At 72.0% G+C, this 18211-nt stretch carries 15 protein-coding genes and 2 tRNA genes; 6 read left to right on the plus strand and 11 right to left on the minus strand.

The window, feature by feature from the left end; translation table 11 throughout:
* Window positions 1-120: 120 nt before the first annotated feature.
* The 4 genes from rsrA to ABZ714_RS15405 form a co-directional block, all read right to left on the minus strand.
* Window positions 121-447 (minus strand): mycothiol system anti-sigma-R factor, encoded by a 327-nt coding sequence (gene rsrA / locus ABZ714_RS15390; protein ID WP_358825704.1) that lies wholly within the window; start codon window positions 445-447, stop codon window positions 121-123.
* Entirely contained in the window at window positions 444-1190 is a 747-nt protein-coding gene (locus tag ABZ714_RS15395; protein WP_358825776.1) for a sigma-70 family RNA polymerase sigma factor, read from the minus strand. The genes rsrA and ABZ714_RS15395 overlap by 4 nt, the downstream gene beginning before the upstream one ends.
* A gap of 287 nt (window positions 1191-1477) precedes the next feature.
* Window positions 1478-2068, minus strand: coding sequence for an alpha/beta family hydrolase (locus ABZ714_RS15400; protein ID WP_358825777.1), 591 nt, complete (start codon window positions 2066-2068; stop codon window positions 1478-1480).
* A 167-nt stretch (window positions 2069-2235) separates the two neighbouring features.
* Window positions 2236-3051, minus strand: a complete 816-nt coding sequence (locus ABZ714_RS15405; protein ID WP_358825705.1) for an SOS response-associated peptidase — start codon at window positions 3049-3051, stop codon at window positions 2236-2238.
* A 400-nt stretch (window positions 3052-3451) separates the two neighbouring features.
* On the opposite strand from ABZ714_RS15405, the gene ABZ714_RS15410 reads away from it, so the two are divergent.
* From ABZ714_RS15410 to rsgA, 3 genes are all read left to right on the plus strand, one after another.
* Entirely contained in the window at window positions 3452-4228 is a 777-nt protein-coding gene (locus ABZ714_RS15410; protein WP_358825706.1) for a M50 family metallopeptidase, read from the plus strand.
* Between the two features lie 107 nt (window positions 4229-4335).
* A complete protein-coding gene (aroA, locus tag ABZ714_RS15415) occupies window positions 4336-5682 on the plus strand; it encodes a 3-phosphoshikimate 1-carboxyvinyltransferase (RefSeq protein WP_358825707.1) in 1347 nt (448 codons plus the stop codon).
* Window positions 5683-5697: 15 nt separating this feature from the next.
* On the plus strand, window positions 5698-6711 hold the full coding sequence (gene rsgA, locus ABZ714_RS15420) for a ribosome small subunit-dependent GTPase A (protein ID WP_358825708.1): 1014 nt from the start codon (window positions 5698-5700) through the stop codon (window positions 6709-6711).
* Window positions 6712-7001: 290 nt separating this feature from the next.
* Here rsgA and ABZ714_RS15425 read toward each other — a convergent pair whose 3' ends face one another.
* Complete coding sequence (locus ABZ714_RS15425) at window positions 7002-7325, minus strand: multidrug efflux SMR transporter (protein ID WP_358825709.1); 324 nt, start codon at window positions 7323-7325, stop codon at window positions 7002-7004.
* A 154-nt stretch (window positions 7326-7479) separates the two neighbouring features.
* On the minus strand, window positions 7480-8121 hold the full coding sequence (locus tag ABZ714_RS15430; RefSeq protein ID WP_358825710.1) for a helix-turn-helix domain-containing protein: 642 nt from the start codon (window positions 8119-8121) through the stop codon (window positions 7480-7482).
* 136 nt (window positions 8122-8257) lie between these two features.
* On the opposite strand from ABZ714_RS15430, the gene hisN reads away from it, so the two are divergent.
* Together hisN and ABZ714_RS15440 are read left to right on the plus strand one after the other, a co-directional pair.
* The gene (gene hisN / locus ABZ714_RS15435) at window positions 8258-9058 is read left to right on the plus strand and encodes a histidinol-phosphatase (RefSeq protein WP_358825711.1); all 801 of its coding nucleotides are present in this window, start codon (window positions 8258-8260) and stop codon (window positions 9056-9058) included.
* 296 nt (window positions 9059-9354) lie between these two features.
* The gene (locus ABZ714_RS15440) at window positions 9355-9756 is read left to right on the plus strand and encodes a CBS domain-containing protein (RefSeq protein ID WP_358825712.1); all 402 of its coding nucleotides are present in this window, start codon (window positions 9355-9357) and stop codon (window positions 9754-9756) included.
* Window positions 9757-9858: 102 nt separating this feature from the next.
* On the opposite strand, the gene ABZ714_RS15445 is transcribed toward ABZ714_RS15440, so the two are convergent.
* The gene (locus ABZ714_RS15445; RefSeq protein WP_358825713.1) at window positions 9859-11310 is read right to left on the minus strand and encodes a catalase; all 1452 of its coding nucleotides are present in this window, start codon (window positions 11308-11310) and stop codon (window positions 9859-9861) included.
* A gap of 148 nt (window positions 11311-11458) precedes the next feature.
* Between ABZ714_RS15445 and ABZ714_RS15450 the strand changes: the two genes are divergently transcribed.
* Entirely contained in the window at window positions 11459-11869 is a 411-nt protein-coding gene (locus tag ABZ714_RS15450) for a Fur family transcriptional regulator (RefSeq protein WP_358825714.1), read from the plus strand.
* A 118-nt stretch (window positions 11870-11987) separates the two neighbouring features.
* Here the strand turns inward: ABZ714_RS15450 and ABZ714_RS15455 are convergent.
* The 4 genes from ABZ714_RS15455 to ABZ714_RS15470 all read right to left on the minus strand — a co-directional run bounded on the left by ABZ714_RS15455 (window position 11988) and on the right by ABZ714_RS15470 (window position 18025).
* Window positions 11988-12061, minus strand: a tRNA-Met gene (locus ABZ714_RS15455).
* Window positions 12062-12616: 555 nt separating this feature from the next.
* Window positions 12617-14668, minus strand: a complete 2052-nt coding sequence (locus ABZ714_RS15460; RefSeq protein WP_358825715.1) for a tetratricopeptide repeat protein — start codon at window positions 14666-14668, stop codon at window positions 12617-12619.
* A 216-nt stretch (window positions 14669-14884) separates the two neighbouring features.
* Window positions 14885-14958: transfer RNA gene (locus tag ABZ714_RS15465), tRNA-Met, on the minus strand.
* An 85-nt stretch (window positions 14959-15043) separates the two neighbouring features.
* A complete protein-coding gene (locus ABZ714_RS15470; RefSeq protein ID WP_358825778.1) occupies window positions 15044-18025 on the minus strand; it encodes a UPF0182 family protein in 2982 nt (993 codons plus the stop codon).
* Window positions 18026-18211 lie beyond the last annotated feature (186 nt).

The following is an 18211-nucleotide window of genomic DNA, read 5'->3' on the forward strand; positions in this document are numbered from 1 at the left end:
GACGGGTGCCCGGGGCGGAAGACATCAGAAGCGGGGCGGAGAGGGGGCGCGGCACTGTGCCGCGCGGGGCGTCCTGTCCCGTACGGCGCCGAACGCCGGGCGGGCGGACCGCCGGTGGCGCTACTCGCGCGGCGCCGAACGGGGCGCGGGCTCGGGCTCGCCGACGGCGATCTCCTCGTCCGGCACCGGGTGACCGGCCCGGATCAGATCGATCCGGCCCATCACCTTGGAACGCAGGTCGGTCGGCACGTCGTCCGAACCGCAGCACCGCTTGACCAGCTTCTTCACCGCCTGCTCCAGCCCGTACATCTCCAGGCAGGGGGAGCACTCCTCGAAGTGCACCTCGAACTTGGTGCAGTCGGCGTCGGGCATCTCACCGTCGAGAAGCTCATAGAGGTGGTCCAGCACCTCGGAGCAGTCCGTCTCGTGCGGCTCTCCGCAGCTCATGAGCCCGAGCCTTTCGCTTCGTCCGACTCCCCCGCACCGGCGGGGACGAGTCCGCGCTCACGCGCGTAGTCCTCCAGCATGCCGCGCAGCTGACGGCGACCGCGGTGCAGGCGGGACATCACCGTCCCGATGGGTGTACCCATGATGTCCGCGATCTCCTTGTACGCAAAGCCCTCGACGTCCGCGAGATAGACGGCGATCCGGAACTCCTCCGGAATGGCCTGGAGGGCGGCCTTCACATCGGAGTCCGGCAGGTGGTCCAGCGCCTGCGACTCGGCCGAGCGCAGTCCGGTGGACATATGGGACTCGGCCCGCGCGAGCTGCCAGTCCTCGATCTCCTCGGCCGCGCTGCGCTGGGGTTCGCGCTGCTTCTTGCGGTACGAGTTGATGAAGGTGTTGGTGAGGATCCGGTACAGCCACGCCTTGAGGTTGGTGCCCGCACGGAACTGGTGGAAGGAGCCGTACGCCTTGGCATAGGTCTCCTGGACCAGGTCCTCCGCGTCGGCCGGGTTGCGGGTCATCCGCAGGGCCGCCGAGTACATCTGGTCGAGGAAGGCGAGGGCGTCCCGCTCGAAGCGGGCGTTCCGCTCGGCGGGCGTCTCGGGCTGTTCCTGACCGTCCCGGCCGTCCCGGGCGACCGCTCCGGCCGCGGCGGCGGTGACCGCCTTCGCGGAACCGGTCCTGCCGGTCTTCTCGGGCTGACCGCCGTCGGTCCCCGCGTCGGTCCCAGTGACCGGACCCACCTCCTCCAGCGCCGCGGCGAATCCGAACGCGGACCCGCTCGAATCGGAGGATAGTCGACCTTCACCCGAGGTCTCTCGGTGATCGACCGCGCCCTTGGGCCGGTCGGGGCCCGCGGCGGCCGCCGAGAGCACGGACCACTCCAGACCGGCGGCGTGCGGACGGCGGGGGCAGATGGTCGGTCCCATGCGTCGGACTCCCTACTCCATGCTCGGTGCCGGCCGCGTGCTGCCGTACCGCGATGACGGCGATTTCCCAGGTATCCGCCTCAACACCCCATGGGGCCCGGTCATTCCCGGAGACGGCCCAGCCATTCCCGCACCGCGCCAGTGATCATCGTCACGGTCTCCTCCTCGGTCCGGCCGGAGCGCTTGGGGACGGCGAACCCGTGGTCGGCGAAAGGCACCTCGACCAGTTCGAAATCACCGCGGGGGAACTCCTCCGGGCGGCCGAACGAGTCGTTGCCGCCCTGGACGACGAGGGTGGGCGCGCCGGAACCGAGCAGTTCGTCCGCCCGGGACTTCTCCGGACGGCCGGGCGGATGGAGCGGAAAGCTCAGGGCGAGTACGGCGCGGGCGCCGAGGGCCGGGGCCGTACGGCAGGCGACCCGGGCTCCGGCGCTGCGGCCACCGGCGACGACGGGCGGGCCCGGCCGGGTGAGGGCGGGCCAGACGCCGTGCCAGCCGGCGTCCAGGGTCTTCGGCGCCAGCGCGACCTTCTTCCCGGCCACCCGCCACGGCTGCTCCACCAGGGCGACCGTCACCCCGTCGGCGGGCAGGGCGGCGGCGAGAGCCGCCAGGTCGCGGGCGCCGGTGCCGCCGCCCGCGCCGTGGCCGAGGGCGAGCACCAGCCGGGGGCGGGCCGCCCGGTGCCAATGGATCCGGGCCGTCCCGGCGGGGGTCTCGACGTCCTCGACGGCGGGCGGCGACGACTTCTTCGGCCTGTTCGATGCGCTCGGTGTGCTCGGTGTGCTGGTCACGGGCCCATCCTGCCGCGCGCGGCTCCCCGGCGGCCGGAGGTCCGGCACGGCTCGCGCCCCGGGGCCGTTCAGAAGAGGGTGCCCTCCTCCGGGGCCTCCAGCTCGGTCAGCAGCTCGGGCCCGTTGTTGCGGACATTGCTGACGGCGGTGGAGACCGGATAGGCCCGCATCAGCCCCTCGGGCGGCGGGACGAGCAGGGACCGCAGCTCCTCGACGTCCGTCCGGGCCGGGTCCAGCCAGTCGGCCCAGCGGTCGGGGGTCAGCATCAGCGGCATCCGGGGATGGATCTCCGCCAGACTGCCCGGACCGTCGGCGGGCGCGACCCCCAGGGGGCCCTGCTCGGCCTCGGTGGTGACGACGGTGCAGGTGGACCACCACGCCTGCGGATGGTCGTCGGGCAGGGTGCGGTCCCGCCAGAACTCGTAGAGCCCGGCCATCGCGAAAACCGAACCGTCCGCGGGTGTGACGAAGTACGGCTGCTTGCGGGGGCGCTTGCGGCGGCCCTTCTCCTCCAGCTCCCGCTCGTCGGAGCCGGTGACCCACTCGAAGTAGCCGTCGGCGGGGATCAGACAGCGGCGGGTCGCGAAGGCCCGGCGGAACGACGGCTTCTCGTGCACCGTCTCCGCCCGGGCGTTGATCATCCGGGCGGCGCCCTCGGGCGACTTGGCCCAGGAGGGGACGAGCCCCCACTTCAGGATCCGCAGCTGCCGGACGGGCGCCGGATCGCCGGAGTCCTTCAGGGCCCGCTGGACTATCGCGTACACCTGCTTGGTGGGCGCCACGTTGAAATCCGGGGCCAGGGTCTCCAGCGGATCCCACTTGGCCACGTCGAAGAGCCCGACGAGATCCTTCGGCGCCCGGCTGGCCGCGTACCGTCCACACATCGTCAACCACCCCTTTGATCCGGAAGCCTACCGGCGGGCACTGACAGTCACGGCGGCTTCGCGGCCGGAGGACCGGCCGGAGGCCGGGCGGGGGACGAGCGGGGGCCGGGCGGGGGCCGGAAACCCCTGGTCGGGGCTGATCCGGACGGCCGCGGGGCCTGAGAGCGTCCGGATCCGGGGCCGTCCGGAACCGGGCCGGACAGCCGCCGGGGCCGTACGGGCCGGTGCCGTACCCCCGCGCCCTCGCGGTACCCGGGGCCGTACCCCTCGTACCGCCACGCCCCCGGCCCGTACCACCGTCCGGAACGATCCGCTCCGGCAGGGCGTCCTCCCGAGTGGGCACCTCCGGGTGCCAGACTGCGACACTCCGCCGCCCGCCCCGCCCGAGGAGCCGCCCGCCATGGACCCCACGCCGACCACCGGTCTCCTCGCCCCGGCGACCGACGCGACCACCGGCACCGTCCTGAGCACCGCGTCGGCGGCCGACCTGTGGGACCGGCTCACCGGCACCCAGCCGTCGCCCGAACAGTGGATCGTGGTCCTCGCCGGGGCCCTCGCCCTGATCGCGGTCGTACCCAACCCCATATGGCGGCTCTCCCGGACCGCCGTCACCATCGCCCACGAGGGCGGCCACGGGCTGATCGCCCTGCTCACCGGCCGCTCCCTGGAAGGCATCCGGCTGCACTCGGACACCAGCGGCCTGACGGTCAGCCGGGGCAGGCCCACCGGGATCGGCATGATCCTCACCGCCGCCGCGGGCTACACCGCCCCGCCCCTGCTCGGCCTCGGCGGCGCGGCCCTGCTCTCCACCGGGCACATCACCCTGCTGCTCTGGCTGGCGACGGCCCTGCTGCTGGCGATGCTGGTGATGATCCGGAACGCGTACGGGGCCTTCGCCGTCGTCCTGACGGGCGCCGCCTTCCTGCTGATCTCCTGGCTCGCGGAGCCCGGAGTCCAGGCCGCCTTCGCCTATACGACGGTCTGGTTCCTGCTGCTCGGCGGGGTCCGCCCGGCCTTCGAGCTCCAGTCCAAGCGGCGCCGGGGCGGCGCCCCCGACTCCGACGCCGACCAGCTCTCCCGGCTCACCCACGTACCCGCCGGGCTCTGGCTCTTCCTCTTCCACGCCGTATCGCTCAGCTCGCTCATCGGCGGCGGCCGCTGGCTGCTGGCACGCTGAACCCGGCGCCCGGAGCGGCGCGCTTCCGTACCACCTCTTGATTACGCCCCGGTTTCGGCAGATTTGATCAAGATCGGGGTGTCGGCCGAGCCACTAAAGTAATGGCCATGACCGAAGCCCCCGCGCACCACTCCCCCGCACTCTGGCCCGCCCCCTACGCGAGCGGAGCCGTCGAAGCGACGGTGACCGTGCCCGGATCGAAATCGGTCACCAACCGCGCCCTGGTCCTGGCGGCGCTCGCCGCCGAGCCCGGCTGGCTGCGCCGCCCCCTGCGCTCCCGCGACAGCCTGCTGATGGCCGAGGCGCTGCGCGCCCTCGGCGTCGGGATCGAGGAGGGCGTGGGCCCGGACGGCGAAGGCGAGGTCTGGCGGGTGATCCCGGCCGGGCTGCACGGCCCCGCCACCGTCGACGTCGGCAACGCGGGCACGGTCATGCGCTTCCTGCCGCCCGTCGCCGCCCTCGCCGACGGCCCGGTCCGCTTCGACGGCGACCCCCGCTCCTACGAGCGCCCCCTGCACGGCGTGATCGACGCCCTGCGCGTCCTCGGCGCCAGGATCGACGACGACGGCCGGGGCTCGCTCCCGATGACCGTCCACGGCGGCGGCGCCCTGGACGGCGGCCCCGTCGAGATCGACGCCTCCTCGTCGTCGCAGTTCGTCTCGGCCCTGCTGCTCTCCGCGCCCCGGTTCAACCAGGGCGTCGAGGTACGGCACATCGGCGACCGGCTCCCCTCCATGCCGCACATCCGGATGACCGTCGACATGCTCCGCTCGGTCGGCGCCCAGGTCGACGAGCCGGAGACCGGCGGCGAGCCCAACGTCTGGCGGGTCTCCCCCTCCGCGCTGCTCGGCCGGGACCTGACCATCGAGCCCGACCTGTCGAACGCCCAGCCGTTCCTCGCCGCCGCCCTGATCACCGGCGGCCGGGTCACCGTCCGCGACTGGCCCGAGCGGACCACCCAGCCCGGTGACGCGCTGCGCCGGATCTTCACCGAGATGGGCGGCTCCTGCGAGCTGACCGACCACGGACTGGTCTTCACCGGCGGCGGCCGGATCCACGGCATCGACGTCGACCTCTCCGAGGTCGGCGAGCTGACCCCCGGCATCGCCGCCGTCGCCGCCCTCGCCGACTCCCCCTCCACCCTGCGCGGCGTCGCCCATCTGCGGCTCCACGAGACGGACCGGCTGGCCGCCCTCACCCGGGAGATCAACGGCCTCGGCGGCGACGTCACCGAGACCGAGGACGGCCTCCACATCCGGCCGCGCACCCTGCACGGCGGGATCTTCCACACCTACGACGACCACCGGATGGCCACCGCGGGCGCCGTCATCGGCCTCGCGGTCAAGGACGTCGAGATCGAGAACGTGGCGACCACCGCCAAGACCCTCCCCGACTTCCCGGCGATGTGGGCCGCGCTGCTCGGCGTCCCCGATCCGGCGGGAGCGGAAAGCTGAACGGGGCCTGAGGCAATGCGGCGCTACGGCAAGAACCCCGACGAGGACGACATCCGCGTCCGGCCCAACCGCAAGGGGAACCGGCCCAGGACCAACATCCGGCCCAAGCACGAGGACGCCTCCGAAGGCATGGTGCTCACCGTGGACCGGGGGCGGCTGACCTGTCTCGTCGGGGACCGGACCGTGATCGCGATGAAGGCCCGCGAGCTGGGCCGGAAGGCGGCCGTCGTGGGCGACCGGGTCGCCCTCGTCGGGGATCTCTCCGGGGCCAAGGACACCCTCGCCCGGATCGTCCGGATCGAGCCCCGGGACTCCGTACTGCGCCGTACCGCCGACGACGACGACCCGTACGAGCGGGTCGTCGTCGCCAACGCCGACCAGCTCGCCGTCGTGACGGCCCTGGCCGACCCCGAGCCCCGGCCCCGGCTGATCGACCGCTGCCTGGTAGCCGCGTACGACGGCGGGCTCGAACCCCTGCTCGTCCTCACCAAGTCCGACCTCGCGCCCCCGGACGAACTGCTGGAGATGTACGGCGCGCTCGGTGTGCCGTACATCGTCACCACCCGCGAGGAGTTCGTGGACGGCCGGGCCGCCGACCGGGTCCTGGAACATCTCGCCGGGCGGACCACCGCCTTCGTCGGCCACTCCGGGGTCGGGAAGACGACCCTGGTCAACGCGCTGGTCCCGGAGGAGCGGCGGCGCATCACCGGCCATGTCAACGCGGTCACCGGCCGGGGACGGCACACCACCACCTCCGCGCTGGCGCTGCCGCTGGCCGTCGAGGGCGGCGGCTGGGTGATCGACACGCCGGGCGTACGGTCCTTCGGCCTCAACCACGTCGACCCGACCCGGGTCATCAACGCCTTCCCCGACCTGGTACCCGGCACCGAGGACTGCCCGCGCGCCTGCAGCCACGACGAGCCCGACTGCGCGCTCGACGCATGGGTGGAGGCGGGCCACGCGGACCCGGCCCGGCTGCTCTCGCTCCGACGACTGCTGGCGACACGGGAACGACGCGACGGGGACTAGGCCGGCGCGGGGCGCGCGGAGCCCCTCGCGCGTCGATGCCGACCGGTTGCCGTCCGTGGCTTGTCGCGCGGTTCCCCGCGCCCCTGGTTGCCCTTCTGATCGCCCTCGCAGAAAAGCCGGGTCCTCCTTCAGGGGCGGTGCCGGGGAGAGCTTTTAGGGGCGCGCGGAACTGCGCGAACGGCCACGGGCGGGCCGCAGGCCGCGAACAAGATCAGGTCGCCGGGCGCGGCCCGGTGGGCCGGGTGGCCGCAGAGGGCAGGCGCCTCGGACGGTGCCCGCCCCCGGATGATTCAGTGCGCGGAGCCGGAGAGCTGGAGGCCGATCACGCCCACGATCACCAGCGTGATCGAGATGATCTTGAGTGTGGAGACCAGATCCCCCAGGAAGATCATTCCGTAGATCGCCGTACCCGCCGCGCCGATCCCCGTCCACACCGCGTACGCCGGGCCCACGTCGAGCTTCTTCAGGGCGAGGGTCAGCAGACCGAAGCTGCCGAGCGCGAAGGCGGCGAAGGCGACCGTCGGCCAGAGCCGGGTGAAGCCGTGGGAGAGCTTCAGACAGACGGCGAACCCCGTCTCCAGGATCCCGGCGACGACCACCAGCAGCCACGCCATGTGAGTGCCTCCCCGACAGTCGGTGACTGCTTCGTCTGACTTGTTGCGATTATGCACTTACCAACATCAGTAGGCCGCAAACGTGACCGATTCACCCGACCGCGCGCCGCCCCGGGAGGCGTGACGGCGCGCCGGCCGGTCCTTCCGACCGGTCTCACTCCGCGGGCGGCGGCCGTCTGGGCGCCGCCACGGCCGCCCTGACCAGGGCCGCGACCCCTTCGCGGTCGGGGGCCACGACATAGGAGAGGGCCAGCCGGACGGTGAGTTCGCAGCGGTGGGCGAGTATCGCCGTCTCGTCCGGATGGGTGGGGCCGCCGCCCGTACGGGACCGTTCGAGGGCGGCGAGCGTACGGTCCCGTACCGCCGCCGCCACATCCGCGGGGGCCGGGGGTCCGGCGTCCGCACGGCGCTGGGCGGGCGCCCCGGCCGACGGCGAACCGCGCCCCGTGGGCCTCGGCGCGGGCAGCCGTTCGCCCCAGCAGCCGGTGAGCAGCGCCCGCAGCAGCGGCCGGGCCCGCGCCTGGGAGACGGTCCACTCGGCGAGGGCGACGAGCCGCTCCACCGCGCCGGGCCCGTTCCGCTCCGAGAAGAGCCGGTCGACACCGTACAGATAGGCATCCGCCTCGCGCCGTACCAGCGCCCGGGCCAGCCCGTCCTTGCCGCCGAACTCGTTGTAGAGGGTCTGCCGGGAAACCCCCGCCGACGCGGCGACGTCGACCATCCGCACGGCCGACCACGGCCGTTGGTCGAGGGCCCGTGAAGCGGCGTTCAGCAGGGACTCTCGCGCTGTTGGCACGGTCACCTCCAGGCCTCGGGGCTCGCAGGGCCTCCCTAGGCGTGTCCCTGCCAGAGTTGACGGGGGCCCGGACGGTGTCAAGGGGGCCTCCGGCGGCCCCGGCCCGGTGCGGCGGCGCACCGATAGGGTGAGGATCATGCCCGAATACGACGATGATCTGCGCCTCGCCCATGTCCTCGCCGACGCCGCCGACGCGGCCACCACGGCCCGGTTCCGGGCACTCGATCTGAAGGTCGAGACCAAGCCGGACATGACCCCGGTCTCGGAGGCCGACCGGGCGGCCGAGGAGCTGATCCGGGGGCAGCTCCAGCGGGCGAGGCCCAGGGACGCGATCCTGGGCGAGGAGTACGGGGTGCAGGGCACCGGACCCCGCCGCTGGGTGATCGACCCGATCGACGGCACCAAGAACTACGTGCGCGGGGTGCCGGTCTGGGCGACCCTGATCTCCCTCACCGTCCAGGACGACGAGGGCGTCTATCAGCCGGTCGTCGGGGTGGTCTCGGCGCCCGCCCTCGGGCGGCGCTGGTGGGCCGCCCAGGGCTCGGGGGCCTACACGGGCCGCTCCCTCACCTCGGCGACGCCGCTGCGGGTGTCCCGGGTGTCCCGGCTCGAGGACGCCTCGTTCGGCTACTCGTCGCTGACGGGCTGGGAGGAGCGCGGCCGTCTGGACGCCTTCCTCCAGCTCTCCCGGGACTGCTGGCGCACCCGCGCCTACGGCGACTTCTGGCCGTACATGATGGTCGCCGAGGGTTCCGTCGACATCTGCGCCGAGCCCGAGCTGTCGCTCTGGGACATGGCCGCGCTGGTCGTCGTCCTCCAGGAGGCGGGTGGCGTCTTCACCGGCCTCGACGGGCAGCCGGGCCCGCACAGCGGAAACGGCGTGGCGTCGAACGGGCTGCTCCACGAGGAGCTGCTGGCCCGGCTCGGCGACGCCTGACGGGCATCTGACGGACGGCAGGCAGCAGGCGGCGGTACGGTATCGGCGCCGTATCGCCGCACCACCCCGCGCCGCCGCCCGATTGTCATACCGGCGCACCGAACGGGACCGTCCGGTTCCGCCCGCCGCGCGCCATGGCGAGACCGGCAGCCGAATCGAACGGAACCGGACACGGAATCCGACCCTCCTACCCCCTTGATGCCGCTCCCGAGGGCTGCAACTCTGAAAGTGCCCTCGTTTGTGAACTTGTGAATCGGTTCTCGAAAGGCCGGTTCCCCAAGGAGGTGGCCCCATCCATGCTCGTCCGTGACGCCATGAGCACGGTGGTCCTCACCATCGGGCCCGCTCACACCCTCCGTCAGGCCGCCGGTCTGATGTCATCCCGTCGCGTCGGCGCGGCCGTGGTCCTCGACGGCGACGGGGAGGGCCCGGGCATCCTGACCGAGCGCGACATCCTCACCGCCGTCGGCACCGGGCAGGACCCCGACCGGGAGACCGCCGGCGCCCACACCACCACCGACGTCGTCTTCGCCGCGCCCTCCTGGACCCTGGAGGAAGCGGCGGAGGCCATGTCCCACGGCGGTTTCCGCCATCTGATCGTGCTGGACGACAACGGCCCCGTCGGCATCGTCTCCGTACGCGACATCGTCCGCTGCTGGGCCCCGGCCCGCCGCCACCGGGCGACCCTGGCCGGCTGACCCGGCCGGTCACCACCGGCCAGGTCGCGCGAACGCGCGGAGGCCGGTGCCCCGTCGTGATCCGACGGGGGCACCGGCCTCCGACTCCTCCGGCGGGCGCCGTCAGCCGCGCAGGGCCTGGACCGCGGCTTCCAGCCGCTTGCCGAAGTCTCCGTCCGCCTGACGGAAGTTGTTGATCGCCCGCTCGGCGATGTCGTCCCGCGACACCCCGGAGATGGCGCCGGCCAGGGCGTCGACCAGCCGGCCCTTCTCGTCCTCGGACATCAGCCGGTAGAGGTCGCCGGCCTGCACGAAGTCGTTGTCCTCGGCGTGGCTCGGGGCGGCGTGGTCGCCCGTGACCCCGCTGACCGCGGTGGCCGACCAGAGCGGCCGGTCCGTCTGGTGCGGGCCGCCGAAGCTGTTCGGCTCGTAGTTCTTCGCGCCCTTGTGACGGCCGTCGTACAGCAGGCCGTCGCGGGCGTTGGTACGCGCCTCGGTGGCGTGCGGCCGGTTCACCGGCAGATGGTCGGCGTTGATGCCGACGCGGTAGCGGTGGGCGTCGCCGTAGGCGAAGAGACGGCCCTGGAGCATCTTGTCCGGGGAGGGGCCGATACCGGGCACGAAGTGCGCCGGGCTGAAGATCGACTGCTCGACCTCGGCGAAGATGTTCTCCGGGTTGCGGTTCAGCTCCAGCTTGCCGATCTCGATCGGCGGGTAGTCCGCGTGCGGCCAGACCTTGGTCAGGTCGAACGGGTTGAAGCGGTAGTTCGCCGCCTCCGCCGCGGGCATGATCTGCACCTGCACGGTCCAGCTCGGGAACTCGCCCCGCTCGATGGACTCCCGCAGATCCCGCTGGTGGCTGTCGGGGTCCTTACCGGCCAGCTCGTCGGCCTCGGCGGCCGTCAGGGTCTTGATGCCCTGGTCGGTCTTGAAGTGGTACTTGACCCAGAAGACCTCGCCGGCCTCGTTGTTCCACTGGTAGGTGTGGGAGCCGTAGCCGTTCATATGACGGTACGAGGCGGGGATGCCGCGGTCTCCGTGGAGCCAGGTCACCTGATGGGTCGACTCCGGGGAGAGACCCCAGAAGTCCCATACGTTGTCCGGCTCCTGCGAACCCGTGTACGGGTCGCGCTTCTGGGTGTGGATGAAGTCCGGGAACTTGATGGCGTCCTTGACGAAGAACACCGGGGTGTTGTTGCCGACGAGGTCGTAGTTGCCCTCCTCGGTGTAGAACTTCAGGGCGAAACCGCGCGGGTCGCGCACCGCGTCGGCGGCGCCCAGATTGCCCGCGACCGTCGAGAAGCGCAGAAAGACCTCGGTCTCCTTGCCGACCGCGGAGAGGAACGCGGCCCGGGTCCACTCGCTGACGTCCCGGGTGAGGGTGAAGGTGCCGTAGGCGCCGGCGCCGCGGGCGTGGACCACGCGCTCCGGGATGCGCTCGCGGTTGAAGTGGGCGAGCTTCTCCAGGAGGAGCTGGTCCTGGACGAGGACCGGTCCGCCGACGCCCGCGGTCTCACTGTTCTGGTTGTCGGCTACCGGAGCCCCGGTTGCCGTGGTGAGCGGTCCCTGCGTCACGTGCGCCTCCTGCGTCATACCTGCGTGTCCTGTCCCATGGCGATCGTTCCGCCGAACCCGATCCTACGATGGACTTTGTCTAAGTCAAGCGCGCATCCAAAGTCACACCCGTTCGGGATCTGGTCGTACCACTGTTAAGCTGGTCCTTATGAGTGACCTGCTGGAACGACTCCGCGGACGCGGCTGGCGCATGACCGCCCAGCGGCGAGTAGTGGCTGAGGTCCTCGACGGCGAGCACGTCCATCTGACCGCCGACGAGGTGCACGCGCGCGCCGTGGAACGGCTCCCGGAGATCTCCCGGGCGACGGTCTACAACACCCTGGGCGAGCTGGTCTCCCTCGGCGAGGTGCTGGAGGTCGCCACGGACCGCCGCGCCAAGCGGTACGACCCCAACGCGCACCGCCCCCACCACCACCTGGTCTGCGCCCGCTGCGGCGCCATCAGGGACGTCCACCCCGCGGGTAACCCGCTGGCCGACCTGCCCGACTCCGAGCGCTTCGGCTTCACGGTCTCGGACGTCGAGGTGACGTACAAGGGCATCTGCCCGAACTGCGTCTGACCTCGATTCATCCCCGCACATCCCTCCCCGGCGGCAGCGTCGCCGCCGGGGCGCTCCGCGCGCCCGGGAACATGCCGAAGGCCCGGATTCCCTGAGGAATCCGGGCCTTCGGTTTCAGTAGCGGGGACAGGATTTGAACCTGCGACCTCTGGGTTATGAGCCCAGCGAGCTACCGAGCTGCTCCACCCCGCGTCGGTGAACCCAACAGTACGTGCCACCCCCGCCCAACGCAAATCCCCTCCGCGAAGGCCCCGCCACGCACGACCCGGGCGCCGGGCGTTGTTCGCGCAGTGCCGTGGCCTACGCCTTCAGCGATGGGCGAACCCCCGGCGGCTTGGCCCTCCCGGGCACCGCCCGGCGGCCTGATGTTGTCGGCGGTCCGCGGACCGCCTGTGGCTGGTCGCGCAGTTCCCGGCGCCCCTCAATGCTCTCCCCGGCACCGCCCCCGAAAGGGGCCCCGGCCCCGCTCACAAGGGGCCGGACCCTTTCCGAGGGCGGCCAGGAAGGCAGCCAGGGGCGCGGGGAACCGCGCGAACAGCCACCCACGGCCCGCGGTCGGCATACGGGGGCGAGCCCCACACACACAGACTCCGGGGTAAAGCGCTCAGCCGGAGAGCCAAGGCGCCGGGGGTCCCCCATCGCCGAAGGCATAGGGGGCGGAACCGCGCGGACAACCACGACGGTGGCGCGGACCGCGAACAGCGTCAGGTCGCCGGACGCGTCCCGAGGCCAAAGACCCCCGGAGGGTCAGGCGGTCAGTTCCTGGTGGAGCGCGTCGCGGAGGCGCGCCGCGCGTTCCGTGACCTCCGAGGGGCCCAGCTCCTCCGCCCGGGCGCACCAGCGCTTGCCCTCCGCCAGTTCCCCGCGGCGCGCCGCCAGCAGCGCGAGGCGGAGCGCGGCACGGCCGTGGCCCGCGTGGGCGGCCCGGGTCCACCAGAGGGCCGCCTCGCGCTCGTTGCCGTCGCGGGCCAGCAGCAGCCCGAGGTTGAACGCGCCGTTACGGCTGCCCGCCTCGGCCGCCTCCCGGTACCAGCGGGCCGCCGACTCCACGTCGCCGCGCCCCGCGGCCAGCATGCCGACCCGGACCTGCGCCCTGCGGTGCCCCTGCTCGGCGGCCCGCTCGTACCACTCCTCGCACTCGGTCTTCGCGGCCGTCGTCTCGCCCAGAGCGGGCGGGCCCGGCGGCGGCTGGCGGGCGTCCAGCAGGGTGGCGAGCCGGAACGCGGCCTCGGCGCTGCCGCCGCCCGCCGCGCAGCGCAGATGACGCTCGGCGGTCTGCTCGTCGCCCTCGCGCAGCCGGGCCGTGCCGACCTGGAGCGCGGCCTCGGTGTGCCCGGCGGCGGCGGCCCGCTCGTACCACTTCAGGGCCGTACGGTCGTCGTCCCGGCCGACGTAGAGGATCCCCAGATTGAACGCGGCGTCGACGCTGCCCGCCTCGGCGGCCTTGGAGAACCAGGGCTCGGCGCCGACCTGATCACCCGCCTGGAGCAGCAGGACGGCGAGCGCGTTGGCCGCTTCGCGGTGACCGGCGTACGCGGCCTGCCGGTACCACTGCTCGGCCTGCGCGGTCCGGTCCTGGGCGGTGCAGAGCAGCCCGAGGTTGTAGGCGCCGTTGACATCGCCCGCGCTCATGGCGGCGCGGTACCAGCGCTCGGCGGTCTGCGGCTCGCCCCGGGCGGCGTGCAGCGCGCCCAGCGCGTTGGCCGCGTTGCCGTCGCCCTCCTGGGCGGCCCGCAGCCACCAGACGGCGGCGCTCTCCTCGTCGCCCGCGTCCCGCAGCAGGAAGCCCAGCGCGCAGGCGGCCCGGGTCTCCCCGTCCTTGGCGGAGGTGAGGTACCACCGCCCGGCCTCCTTCAGCTCGCCCCGCTTCTCCAGGATCGCGCCCAGGTGGAGCGCGGCCCGCCGGTGGCCGCGCGCGGCGGCCTGCCGGTACCACTGGGCGGCCTCGTCGAGGCCGGAGAGCGCCCGGGCGCCGGTCCCGGTGTCGGGGCCCGCCGTACGGCCCGGGGAGGGGGACGGCGCGCCCGCGCGGGCGGTCTCGTCGGCGGCGCGCAGATCGAGCATCCGGGCCAGCCGGTACGACGCCTCGCGGTGCCCCTGCTCGGCGGCGGCCCGCAGCCACCGCTCGGCGCCCACGTCGCTGCGGTGCTCCAGCAGGTCCGCCAGGGCGTAGGCGCCCAGGGCGTGGCCCTGCTCGGCGGACTGGCGCAGCCAGTACTCGGCGGCGGTCTCGTCGCCGCGCTCGCGGAAGTGGCGGCCGAGGGCGTGCGCGGCGGCGGCGGATCCGGCGACGGCGGCGATCCGCCACCATCCGGCGGCCTCGTCGGGGTGGCCGCGCTGGTGCAGCAGTACGCCCAGGTTGTTGGCGGCGGCCCGGTCACCGGCGGCGGTGGCGCCGCGCAGATACGGCTCGGCGCCGTCGAGGTCGCCCCGGCGCAGCAGCATCGAGCCGAGCATGCTCATGGCGGCGGTATCGCCGGCGTCGGCCGCGCGGCGGTGCCGTGCCTCAGCGCCAGCCGTCTCCACAACGTCAACATTCGCACCAGCGGTATCACCAGCACCAGATGTCGTACGAGAGTCCGTACGTCCACCGATCGTGTCGCGCCCGTGGCCGTGACCGGCCGTTCCGCGGGGCGGCACGACGGCGGTGCGGCCCGGCTCGGGCTCGGCGGTGAGATCGGCGCGGCCCGTCAGGGCGGCCGGAAGCGCCGCGTTCGGCGCGCCCGCCGCCTGATCGGCATGTGGCCGTACAAACCGCCCGGTCTCCAACAGAGTCGTCCTGTCCCCCATGAATTCCATCGTCGCACCACCCGCAACCCGCTTACACCTGGTATACCGCAGCCAGTGAGGTCACTTCAGCGTTTTGTCGACATGCCCACAGAGAGATAAGTCAAACACTTATCGGCTCAACTCCCCGGGCGGCGCGCTCGGTTCCCCTCCCTCTTCCGTTCTTCCGCACCATCACGCACATCGAGGGCCCGGATCCTCAATGGATCCGGGCCCTCGATGATTCAGTAGCGGGGACAGGATTTGAACCTGCGACCTCTGGGTTATGAGCCCAGCGAGCTACCGAGCTGCTCCACCCCGCGTCGGTATGTCCAAAGACTACCAGACGCGGGATGTCCGCAGTTCAGCACGGTCCCGGCGGCTGCGCCGGGCCGCCCGCGCGCCGTCCTAGGTGGACGACGGTGGGCTCTGGGTCGACGCCGGTGGCTTCGACGCGCCCTGTGCGGGTGTCCCCTGTGCCTGGGCCAGCCGGTCCAGTGCCGCGTCCAGGGCGTCCTCGGCCCGGCCGACGGCCTCACGGTCCGTCGGGTCCTTCTTGAGGGCCGCGTCGACGTCCGCGTGTGCCTTCAGCACGTCCTCGATCGCCTCCTTCACCGCGGCGTCACCGGTGGCCGGTGGCGTCGTGGGCGGCTTGGTCGTGCCGTCGCCCGGCGGTTTGGTGCCGTCACCAGGCGGCTTGGTGGCCGGCGGTTCCTTCGAGGGCTGCTCGAAGGCCGCGTCCAGCGCCTGCGTCAGGCTGTCCTTGAAGACCGGTTTGCCGCCGCTGTAGGCCGCGGCCACCTTCTTCAGCAGCGGATAGTTGGCGGCGCCACCACGGGCGTACACCGGCTCGATGTAGAGGAATCCGCCGTCGAGCGGGATCGTCAGCAGATTGCCGTACTCGATGTCCGAGTCGGTTCCTCTGAGGTCCCGGACGAAGGTCGCGACTTCCGTGACACCGTTCAGCTCACTCTGCACCTGCGACGGTCCCTGGACCGTCTCGGTGACTCTCAGCAGCCTTATCGAGCCGTACCCGGGACTGTTGGCATCGGCGTCCACCGCCATGTACGCGCCCAGGTTGGGCCGTCCGGCGGGGGTGAACGTCGTGGTGAGCGAGAACTTCTGGGCCGTGTCGCCCGGCATCTTCAGACTCAGGTAGTACGGCGGGACCGCGCGTGCTTCCTTCTTGTTCGTCGGGTCGTCCGGCACCTGCCAGGCGTCCGAGCCGCTGTAGAACTGGTCGGGCTCGGTGACGTGGTACCGGGTCAGCAGCTCGCGCTGGACCTTGAACATGTCCTGGGGGTAGCGCAGATGCGACTTCAGCTCGGCGCTGATCTCGCTCTTCTTCTTCACCGTCCCCGGGAACGCCTTCATCCAGGTCTTCAGCACCGGGTCCTTGGTGTCCCACTGGTACAGCTTGACCGAGCCGTCGTAGGCGTCGACCGTGGCCTTGACCGAGTTCCGGATGTAGTTGACCTGGTTCTGCTGGGCCACGACCGCCCGCTGGTTGGTGGTCAGCGAGTCGGCGGTGGTGTCGCCGAGGGTGGTCCGGGAGGCGTAGGGATAGCCGTTCGTCGTGGTGTAGGCGTCGATGATCCACTGGATCCGGCCGTCGACGACCGCCGGGTAGGCGTCGCCGTCGATGGTCAGCCAGGGCGCGACGGCCTCGACGCGCTCCTTGGGCGTACGGTTGTAGAGGATCTTCGATCCCTCGCCCACGGCGCCCGAGTAGAGGATCTGCGGCTCGCTGAAGGCCAGCGCGTACGCCGCCCGGTTCAGCGTGCTGGAGAGGCTGACGCCGCCCTTGCCCTTGAAGCTGGTGTACTCGGTGTCGCCACTGGCGGCCTCGTAGTCCAGTTCCTTCTGCGGTCCGCCGACGATCGAGTACTGGGTGGTCTTCTCACCGTAGTAGACCCGCTGCTCGTACTCGCCCTTGACCAGGTTGCCCTTGGTCGGCATGCCGGACTCGGTGAACTCGGGCGCGCCGACGGTCCCCTTGTCCGGATCGGTCACGACACTGGTGCCCTTGGCGGCGATGGCGCCGTAGCCGTGGGTGTAGGTGAAGTGGTCGTTGATCCAGTTCCGCTTGGGGATGCCCTCGATGTTCAGCTCGCGCAGACCGATCACGGTGTCCTGCGGCTTGCCGTCGGCACCCGGGTAGCGGTCGACGTCGAGCGTCGTCGGGAACTGGTAGTACCGCCGCTCCTGCTGGAGCTGCTGGAACGCGGGCGACACCACATTGGAGTCGACCACGCGGTAGCTGGCGGCCGAGTTGGCGTCCTCCCGCTGCTCGGCCCGGCGCTTGGGATCCGCCCGGCCGGCGTAGTCCTCGGGCTTCGCCTGGTCGATGCCGTACGCCTTACGGGTGGCGTCGATGTTCTTCTGGATGTACGGCGCCTCCTTGGCCTGCTCGTTCGGCTGGACCTGGAACTTCTGCACGATCGCCGGGTAGAGCCCGCCGATCAGGATCGCCGACAGCACCATCAGGCCGAAGCCGATGACGGGCAGCTGCCAGGTCCGCCGCCACAGGGTGGCGAAGAAGAGCACGGCGCAGATGACGGCGATGCAGAAGAGGATGGTCTTCGCCGGGAGGTAGGCGTTGGCGTCGACGTACCGCAGTCCGGTCCAGTTGCCGGTGGCCTTGAAGTCGCTGGACTTCACCGCCAGGCCGTACCGGTCGAGCCAGTAGGCCACGGCCTTCAGCGACACGAAGACGCCGAGCAGGACGGAGAGGTGTCCGGTGGCCGCGGCGGTGGCCCGGGCGCCGGGGCTGGTGACGCGCAGCCCGCCGTAGAGGTAGTGGGTCAGGGCGGCGGCGATCAGCGACAGCACGACGGCGGCGAAGCCGAAGCCGAGCAGGAACCGGTACCAGGGCAGATCGAACGCGTAGAACGCCACGTCCAGCTTGAACTGGGGGTCCTTCTGGCCGAAGGGGACGCCGTGGACCCACTGGAGCCAGGTCTTCCACTGGCCGGTGGCGGACGCTCCGGCGATCAGCCCGACGAGTGCGGTGATCCCGAGGAGCACCCACTTCTTGTACGGGGCGATGCCCATCCGGTACCGGTCGAGGCTCTGCTGCTCCAGCGACATGGCGCTGAGCGGCGGGCGCAGCCGGTGCGCGAGCCAGATGTTCACCCCGACGACGACCGCCATCAGCAGGCCGAAGACGGCGAACAGGCCGATCTTGGTCCAGAGGGTGGTGGTGAAGACCGACGAATACTCGACGGAGCGGTACCACAGCCAGTCGGTCCAGAACCCGGCGAACATGACGAACGCCATGGCCAGCACGGCCAGCACACCCAGTGTCATCAACAGGGTGCGGACACGCCGGGACGGCCGTCCCACCCTGATCCGTGGCCCGGTCGGGGGGCCTCCGCCGCGGTCCGGCATCTGGAAAGCCAACGTGCGCACCTCGAAGTTCGCGATCGTATGACCGGCCGGACGGGTACCGGGCGGTCGTGTCAAGCGGGCCCCGCGATCGTAGAGCCCCTTGATGCAACTTACTGAGGCTTTACCTAGTTCCCGTCACGGGGTCCCGATCCGGGTGGTTCCGGTGCCGCGGCCGGGTCCGGGACG

The organism is Streptomyces sp. NPDC006798 (assembly GCF_040635975.1).
Taxonomy (GTDB): Bacteria; Actinomycetota; Actinomycetes; order Streptomycetales; family Streptomycetaceae; genus Streptomyces.

Bases quoted from the DNA above. Each gene is read 5' to 3' on its own strand.
- rsrA (WP_358825704.1), bottom strand. From the start codon at position 447: ATGAGCTGCGGAGAGCCGCACGAGACGGACTGCTCCGAGGTGCTGGAC.
- ABZ714_RS15405 (WP_358825705.1), bottom strand. From the start codon at position 3,051: ATGTGTGGACGGTACGCGGCCAGCCGGGCGCCGAAGGATCTCGTCGGG.
- ABZ714_RS15410 (WP_358825706.1), top strand. From the start codon at position 3,452: ATGGACCCCACGCCGACCACCGGTCTCCTCGCCCCGGCGACCGACGCG.
- aroA (WP_358825707.1), top strand. From the start codon at position 4,336: ATGACCGAAGCCCCCGCGCACCACTCCCCCGCACTCTGGCCCGCCCCC.
- rsgA (WP_358825708.1), top strand. From the start codon at position 5,698: ATGCGGCGCTACGGCAAGAACCCCGACGAGGACGACATCCGCGTCCGG.
- ABZ714_RS15425 (WP_358825709.1), bottom strand. From the start codon at position 7,325: ATGGCGTGGCTGCTGGTGGTCGTCGCCGGGATCCTGGAGACGGGGTTC.
- hisN (WP_358825711.1), top strand. From the start codon at position 8,258: ATGCCCGAATACGACGATGATCTGCGCCTCGCCCATGTCCTCGCCGAC.
- ABZ714_RS15440 (WP_358825712.1), top strand. From the start codon at position 9,355: ATGCTCGTCCGTGACGCCATGAGCACGGTGGTCCTCACCATCGGGCCC.
- ABZ714_RS15450 (WP_358825714.1), top strand. From the start codon at position 11,459: ATGAGTGACCTGCTGGAACGACTCCGCGGACGCGGCTGGCGCATGACC.
- ABZ714_RS15460 (WP_358825715.1), bottom strand. From the start codon at position 14,668: ATGGAATTCATGGGGGACAGGACGACTCTGTTGGAGACCGGGCGGTTT.
- ABZ714_RS15470 (WP_358825778.1), bottom strand. From the start codon at position 18,025: ATGCCGGACCGCGGCGGAGGCCCCCCGACCGGGCCACGGATCAGGGTG.